A 7,842-nucleotide genomic window follows, 5' to 3' on the forward strand; every position below is an offset into this window, starting at 1 on the left:
AAACCATGTCACTAGCACCCTCTTTTCCACTCCTAAACTAACCGGGTATACCCAGATCAACCGGGTATACCCAGAATAAGAATCCGGGTATATCCAGATCAACCGGGTGGGTGTACGGATGATTCGAGGCCGTTGTCTTGTTGCCGTATTCGGGAGAGAATGGAACTGCAACCACAGTCGCAACGGCATACGCACGGGGGCGTATATGGAAGGTGTAAATGGGGATTCACGGACGGTGTCTACTGAGCGACCGATCCCGATCGAGAATCCGATCTGGCTGACGGGATCGCGCAAAACCGCTTTGGAAGCACGCGACCAGATCAAGCGCAAGGAAACCGATAACGAAGCCGGAAGAGTGTTCGCAATTCTGGTGGCCTGCGTGACCGGGGCCCTCGGATTGGTTGGCATATTCAAATCGCTTGAAGGCACATGGGTGATCGTGTACGGCGAGGGCATTCAGATGGGGGAGATCGATTGGGGGAATATGGAGCTTCCCGGCCTCTTGCTGCTTGTCGCCATCGTCGCGGCCGTGTACGCGGTGTATTCGCGGAAACGGTCCAGCAGGGAACCGTCTGCGACGGATGTGTTCGCCGATCCGCATATAGTCGCCGTGAACACCGACGATTTCCGCACTGCGCTGGTGTGGGATGGCGATTGGCATGGTGAGGACAACGTGGAACAGAGTCCGGTGTGTCGAATCGTATTCCGCGACGATCTACCCACTCGCGAGGTCGAAAGCGCTGCGTATGTCAGCGCGGAAGATTGGATGATCCTGACCGGCGGATCGGATCCCATGCCGGACTGGAAGCATCGGCATCGTATGGCGTGGATTACGTTACGTGTCGAAGGAGACCGCATTGGCGAGATCGCATGGCGTCCCATCCCTGTTGAGGAGGTACGGAAACGGTTTGAGCGACGGGGTTATTATTTGCACATCTCGCGTTCTGGACACTCACTACCGGTGGACGATGTCATGAGCGTCGACGCCCTGTATGAGTAAGCGTCGAATGGTCCGGATACGCATGCGCGGTCTGGAAGTATATGCGGATTCATGCGATCCGCACCGATCGCAGGATGGCTTGCAACCGCCCGCGTGAACATGCCGCAGCGTGAATCGGCCCACATACCGTACGTTACAGCTGCGGCTCGGCGTTCCGCGGACTAGGCTGGAAGCCATGACAAGCGAACAGCAGACTCCGCGCGACGCGCAGTCGTCGCAGGCATCCGTATCCTCTCACTCCCACCAAGGCCACATCGAGCCGGGCCGGCAGAAGGCCACGATGCTTGGTCTCTTCATCGCCTTCGCGATCCGTCGGCAGATCCAGAAGCAGTGTCATGCCGACCTGAAGCCCGACAATGTGGAACGGCTCATCGAAGCGGTTGAGGAGGGTGAACTCAATCAGAGCATTATTCGCATATTGCGCAACGTGTCGCAGGAGGTTGAGCCGGTGCCTGCCGCGTTGGCCATGCTGCTGACGCATGAGGATCCGACGAACAAGCCGTTCGAGCTCCATGAGGAGCTTGCCACGGAGGATGAGAAGTCCTTGGCCGTCGGTTTCTGCGTACGCATGAACGTGGCGCTTCACGGCACTGAAAAGGATGAGGAGCGTGAACTGATTCACAAGCAGCTGACCGGCGAGCGCGCCGCATCCCATCGTTGCGAGATCATCTTCCACACGCTGTCCACCATCCGCGACCTGCTCAAACTGCAGGAGGAGATCGACCGTCGTCGCGCGGCCGCCTGATGTCCCTGCCTTTCGGTTTCCCGGTTTGCGTGCTGTTGCAGTCTGCTTCCCGCCTATCTTTACCTATCTCAAGTTCTGAAGTATTTTCGGCGTCATACAGCCATTAATCTCCGAGTTCTGAAGTCTCCGGGAAAGAGATTCGGGATATGGGCGTTGGAATTCCAACGCCCATACCGTGTTGTTAGTCGTGATACCGCGTTATTGGTCGTGATCAACTTCAGAACTTGGAGATTGACGTCTGCAGGATATGGAAAATACTTCAGAAATTGAAGATTGGTCTATGATCGTCACTCGACCTAATGATGTACCGTTGCAGGCTAGTTTGTTTTAGCTTGCAGGACACTCTTGCGGGTGTCCGCTCCAAGGCTCACGCCGCGTGTGCGGCCGCTTGGTTCACGCTTCACCGTGGATTGCCCGTCACCCCGGAGGGTGGCGGGTCTTACATCCGCTCCACGTGCGTTTATGGTCTCCGGGGCACTCCCGGCGACCTTGATGTTGATCGCGGCGTTCAGGTCGCGGTCGAGTACGAGACCGCACCCGTCGCAATGGTAGACGCGCTCGTCGAGGGAGAGCTTGGCTTTCACCCTCCCGCAGTTCGAGCATGTCCTGCTTGACGGATACCAGCGGTCGATGACGTGCAGTCGTGCGCCGGTGCGCATGGTCTTGTATTCCAGTTGGCGGCGTATCTCGAAGAACGACGCGTCCATGATCGTCTTGGCGAGTCGATGGTTCCTGACCATGCCATGCACGTTCAGGTCCTCGATCGAGATGTCCGAGTAGGTGGAGGCGAGTCGCGTGGTGAGCTTGTCCAGCAGGTCGCGCCGCTGGTTGGCGACACGCGCGTGCAGACGCGCCACGCGTTCGCGCGCCCTGCGCCGACGGTTCGAGCCTTTCGTCTTGCGGGACAACGCCTTCTGGGCGCGTTTCAACCGGCGTTCGTTCGTCTTCAAGGTGTGCGGGTTGGCGATCATGGTGCCGTCGGAAAGCGTCGCCAGCGTCCTGACGCCCAGATCGACGCCGACCGCACCGCCTTCCGGAGGAATCAATGGCACATCGTCGGCCCGCTCTACGGTCAGCGCGGCGTACCAGCGTCCCGCATGCCGGCTGACGGTCATGCGCAGCACTCTTGCGCCGCCGACCCGCTTCGTGACGTTCTCCATGCAGTGCACGCGGCCGATCCGGGGAAGTCTCAACGCTTTTGGGTCGTTGGGGATGATGCCGAAGCTGCCGGTCGTGTACGCGAACCGGGGCGTCACACGGCCCTTCGCCTTGAATCTGGGGAAGCCGACCCGGCGGCCTTTGCGCCGCCCCCTGCGGCTTTCCGACCAGTTCGACAAGGCGTCCGACAAGGCCTCCAGACCGCTGTTGTAGGATTCCTTGCTGTTCTGCCGCCACCATGGAACACCATCCGCATCAACCGCCAGAACATCCTTGGTCCGGTTCCACCAGCGGCGCAGCGCGTACAGCGACCACTCCGGCTTCCCGTGCGCCTCCATCATCGCCCTGACGTGGGCGAGGCCCGCGTTGAACGCGAACCGCGCCGCCCCCGCATGAGACAGAAGCAATCGCTCCTGCGCCGGTGTCGGGTCCAACGCGGTCCTGACCGCCTCAAGCATCATGGGCCGCCCTCAACGCGGCCTCCGCCTTGCGCCTGGCGGCCCGCCCGCCGTACAGGCGCGCGCAGAACGAGGTCAGCACCTCGGTCATATCACGTACCAGATCATCATCCAGCTCGGTGTCGTCCACGACGATCAGCCGTCGTCCCGCAGCCTTCAACGCGCTTTCGACCAGTCCCGCGTCCATGCGCGCCAACCGGTCGCGCCGCTCCACGATGATGGTGCCCACCGCGGGGTCGGCAAGGATACGGTTCAATCTGCGGCGCTTGTCGTTCATGCCGCTGCCGGTCTCGCACACCACTTCGGGCGATTCGACCCCCATGCCGATGGCGAACGCCTTCAACCGGTCCGCCTGGCGTTGCAGATCGTTCTTCCGGTCGGCGGAGGAGACGCGCGCATAACAGACCGTGCGCGAACCCACGGCGGGAACAGCGGGCTTCTCATACTTCGGGTCATGGATGAGCCACACGCTCCCCGACCGCTCGAACGGGACCGGCATACGGTTCTCACGACACCACTTCCACACCGTCTGCTCGTTCAACCCTTCCCGGCGGGCCCATTCCTTCACACGCATAAGCAAATTATAACACGCGAAAACAAAGCGAATCAAGCGAATATGACATCAGCCAACAGCCCCCGTATGTAGTCCCATGCGCGTATGGTGGAGATTGGTTCTCATCAGAGGACAGTACCAGTACAACGGTCTGCCGGTACGACCCGATGCAATGACGCAATGAAGCAGTACCCCCGTCCATCGAGTCAGCCTCGGCATATGAAGAAGGAAGATTCATGGCCATATCTCGCCATAGACGCATTGGGGATATCAACAATCGCAATATCAGTGGGGGAGACCGCTCCGGCCGCTCCGGACGTCGTATCGCAGGTGTCGCGGCCGCAGTCGTGGCATCGATTGCCATGCTGATCGCCCCTGTGGCATCGGCTGCGGAAGGAACCGCATCCACGCTCAACCCCACAACCACCTACACAGCCGGCAACGGCATGACATTCAGTAAGATCTCGCACGCCGGCTCCGGTGTGGAAACCAACGATGGCATTGTCGACTATGCCGGTAACGGTTTGGTCAAACCGTATGAGCAGGGTGTGAGCGCCGAGGGCAATGGCGCCCGAGGCCAGTCATACAGTTACGCATCCGCCGTCTACGGCGACTGGGCGTATATCAACACCATGTACGGTGGTCTGGGCATTTCCACCATTCTCAATTACAGCGTGCCGGGCATGTCCGCGGAGGCGATGAAAGCCGCCATGGACACCATGTACAACGGCAACCTGTACTTCGGAGAGCCCGACGGCGTGCAATCGGGCGGGATCCTTGTCAAGGTGAACGTGAAGACCGGCGAGACGAAGGTTCTTATGTCGCGCGAAACCGGTGTCATGCCCACGTTCCGCGACGCGCTCGTGCTTGACGGCAAGATCTACTTCGTGGGCATGGTGGTCGATACCATGCACCTCAACCAGCGTGAACTCGCCACTGCGCTGTCCGTGCAGAACGGTTTCCCGGTGATCTACCAGATCGATCCGGAAAACAACGACAAGATCACCTGCGTGTACGATGCGCTGGGCATCCTGTCCGATGACAAGACGACCAGCGAGCAGGGCAAGGCCCGCTTCGACAAACTGGTGGCCGACAACGTGTTCACATCCACCCGCGCGATCGGTGATTTCAACGGCACGCTTATCGCCGGCGCGCTCGATAACAACGGCGTGTTCCTCACCGCCTCCAAGGATCCGTCCGCAGGCAAGGACTCATTCAAGACCATCGCCACCATGGATGATTTCGGCGGTGAGCCAGCCTGGCATCGTACCGATGTCAACGGGGGCGGCGGAATCTACCAGGTGATTGAATTCAACGGTCAGCTCTATGTGGTGGTGTGCACCGGCACACCCGCCAATCAGAACACGCAGGGCACCAAGAAGGCGTTCGCCATCTGGCGTGGAACCGTGAACGGTGATCCGACCGAACGTTCCAGCTGGACGTGGAGTCGCGTGGTGGGCGACACTACACAGGGCGCCAAGTACACGTATGGCATCGACCCGTCGCGCATCAGCGCCGGCGCGGCAACGCTCGTCAAATACAAGAACCACCTGTACATCGGCGACTACAACGACGTGTCCAGCGCATTGCAGGGCTTTGTACTGCAGAAGAACTTCGTGACGCAGGCCACCAACCTCGAGCAGTCCATCAACCTGTATCGTATGGATGCCAACGAGAACATCGAACTCGTGGTAGGCGACCCGACCGACATGTTCCCCGAGGGCGGCATCTCCGGCAAGGGCACCGGATACGACACCCACATGAACCAGTACACGTGGCAGGCAACCGTCTACGAAGACAAACTGTATATCGGCACGATGGATACGACGACGCTACTCGAACCGATCGCCCAGTTCACCAACGGCGATCTGATCCACATGACGCCGGAGGAGTGGAAGAGTCAGATCAACTATCTGCGTGTGTTCCTTGAACTGCTGATCAAGGATGCCGCCGATTCCGGTGGTTCCGCCAGCCCTGACGATTCCGGCAACGATTTGGGCGCGGCCGGTGCGGCCACGTTCTCCGCCAGAACCCCCGACACCGTATCCGCAGACGCATCCGATCTCGTCAATCAGGCAGTGGAACAGGCGTCTGAGCGCAAGACACAGACCATGCCGCAGACGATGAGCGCGGATTCCGGCAGCAACGTCAACGCAGCCGACAACAAGGTCAGTCTCACCGACGACCAGAGGGTCAAGCTCGTCGCCGGAATCAACGATGGCACCATCGTCCCCGGATCCATCACCGACAACGCGTTTGCCGATCGACTCAACGATCTCAACAACCAGCTCAACACGCTCGACACCCTGATCGGTGCCAAGGCGTCCGATGGTCAGAGCTTCCGCGAGGCATATGATCAGCTGCTCGACGAATACGGTAAGCTTGCCGTTCCCGACAATCTGAAGCCCCTGTACGACATGCTGCTCAAGCTCACCACCAAGGATAATCTTGAGGCCTATGCCAGGTCGTACAAGTATCTGAAGACCTCCAAGCGCGGCTTTGACCTGTATACCGTCACCGATAACAACGGCAAGGTGAGCGTGCAGACCCTGACCGACAACGGCTTTGGAGACCGGTACAACCATGGTCTGCGTATCTTCGCCAAGACCAGCGACTATCTGCTGATCGGCACAGCCAATCCGTTCTACGGCACCCAGCTGTGGCGCACGCCCAACACGCAGAAGGTGAAGTATGCGGTCAAGGTGAGCGGTGACGGCAACGGCACGGCATCCGCGAACGTTGCCACCGCTGCTCAGGGCGATCAGGTGACACTCACCGTCACGCCGAACGACGGTTACCGTTTCAAGGAGTGGAAGGTGCTCTACGGCGGTGTCACGGTCAAGGACAACACGTTCGCCATGACCAACAAGGACGTGTCCATCCAGGCCGTGTTCGAGAAGGACGACGGTACGGCCGCCTCGCAGCCGGGCGACACCAATAACGCCGGCACCCAGACGGGAACCGGCAAGACGATCGACACGACGAAGACTACGACCAACGCCAAGAAGACACCGAAACTGTCCGCCACTGGCACGGCCATCGTCGGCGCGGCGGTCTTCGCGGCGCTCGTCCTCGTGGCCGGTGGCGCGTTCGTGCTCAACCGTCGCAAGGCTCAGCGTTGAGCATGGCGTTGGCTGCGATACGCTGACCGCATGACCGTTTGACCGTTTAGCCGACTAAACGGTCAAATGGATCGAGGCAGATCGCGTTACCGCGCATGCCATGGTCGTCTTCGGACATCCTCGGAGGTGCTCCGAAGACGACCATGTTTTATATGGGCGAGGTCTTCCTGTCATGCGTATCATGCATTCATACGACGCCTCTGCAGTGGAAAGGCATTGATTCTTTACACCGGTATGGAGTCGTCATTTCTGCTCTCATGAACAGTAGATTTTTGTTTTGAGGCAATGTGACGAGTAGATTTCTTATTTCACGCTTCTCATCCTACTGGTCCAATCCTCGTAGTGGGGAGTGTCTCGGTAGGTGTGTGATTGGTTTTGGCTGCCATTGGTTGTGATGTCGTCGGGAAGTGGTCTGGGAGTAGGGGAGATGGGATTCGGGCTCGGGGAGAGTGATCGGTTGTGGCAGGTGTCTGGTTGCGCTTCTGGGAGGGGGCTTCTGGGGGTGGATTCGGGATGGCAGGTTCCAGTGATTGTGGTGGCAGGCAACGAGATATGGGCGGTTGCTGTCATTCCCTGCCAAAGGGCGTGGCAGGGAATGACGATACGAGGTTTTCCGTCGTTTCCTGCCGCGAAATTCCGTCCTATTCGCGCGTAAATCCAGTGAATATGGCGTGAATTCCGTCGTTTTCTCGGTCCTGGGCGTGATAACGGGGTGACGGCCGTGGCAGGGAACGTCGCTGGAACCGGTTTCGTATGTTCCTTGCCGGACGATCGTGGCAGGGAACGCGCAAAACGCCCTGCTGGTC

5 protein-coding genes are annotated in these 7,842 nt (G+C 59.4%); 3 read left to right on the forward strand and 2 right to left on the reverse strand.

What is annotated here, in order from left to right:
• The first annotated feature begins 235 nt into the window (after nucleotides 1-235).
• Entirely contained in the window at nucleotides 236-1,000 is a 765-nt protein-coding gene (locus EP30_RS10715; protein ID WP_140558648.1) for a hypothetical protein, read from the forward strand.
• A gap of 175 nt (nucleotides 1,001-1,175) precedes the next feature.
• Nucleotides 1,176-1,745 carry a hypothetical protein gene (locus EP30_RS10720; RefSeq protein ID WP_140558650.1) on the forward strand — a complete coding sequence of 190 codons (570 nt, stop codon included), beginning with the start codon at nucleotides 1,176-1,178 and terminating at the stop codon, nucleotides 1,743-1,745.
• A 317-nt stretch (nucleotides 1,746-2,062) separates the two neighbouring features.
• Here EP30_RS10720 and tnpB read toward each other — a convergent pair whose 3' ends face one another.
• The gene (tnpB, locus tag EP30_RS10725; protein ID WP_140558656.1) at nucleotides 2,063-3,361 is read right to left on the reverse strand and encodes an IS607 family element RNA-guided endonuclease TnpB; all 1,299 of its coding nucleotides are present in this window, start codon (nucleotides 3,359-3,361) and stop codon (nucleotides 2,063-2,065) included.
• A complete protein-coding gene (locus EP30_RS10730) occupies nucleotides 3,354-3,935 on the reverse strand; it encodes an IS607 family transposase (protein WP_140558653.1) in 582 nt (193 codons plus the stop codon). The genes tnpB and EP30_RS10730 overlap by 8 nt, the downstream gene beginning before the upstream one ends.
• A gap of 215 nt (nucleotides 3,936-4,150) precedes the next feature.
• Between EP30_RS10730 and EP30_RS10735 the strand changes: the two genes are divergently transcribed.
• Nucleotides 4,151-7,036: a hypothetical protein gene (locus EP30_RS10735; RefSeq protein ID WP_219846827.1), complete on the forward strand. Its 2,886-nt coding sequence runs from the start codon at nucleotides 4,151-4,153 to the stop codon at nucleotides 7,034-7,036.
• Nucleotides 7,037-7,842: the final 806 nt, after the last annotated feature.

The sequence above is a fragment of the Bifidobacterium sp. UTCIF-39 genome (assembly GCF_006408715.1).
GTDB lineage: Bacteria > Actinomycetota > Actinomycetes > Actinomycetales > Bifidobacteriaceae > Galliscardovia > Galliscardovia tissieri.

What these genes read in the sequence shown, in the direction of transcription:
- EP30_RS10720 (WP_140558650.1), top strand. Translation starts at nt 1,176, where the DNA reads ATGACAAGCGAACAGCAGACTCCGCGCGACGCGCAGTCGTCGCAGGCA.
- tnpB (WP_140558656.1), bottom strand. Translation starts at nt 3,361, where the DNA reads ATGCTTGAGGCGGTCAGGACCGCGTTGGACCCGACACCGGCGCAGGAG.
- EP30_RS10735 (WP_219846827.1), top strand. Translation starts at nt 4,151, where the DNA reads ATGGCCATATCTCGCCATAGACGCATTGGGGATATCAACAATCGCAAT.
- EP30_RS10730 (WP_140558653.1), bottom strand. Translation starts at nt 3,935, where the DNA reads ATGCGTGTGAAGGAATGGGCCCGCCGGGAAGGGTTGAACGAGCAGACG.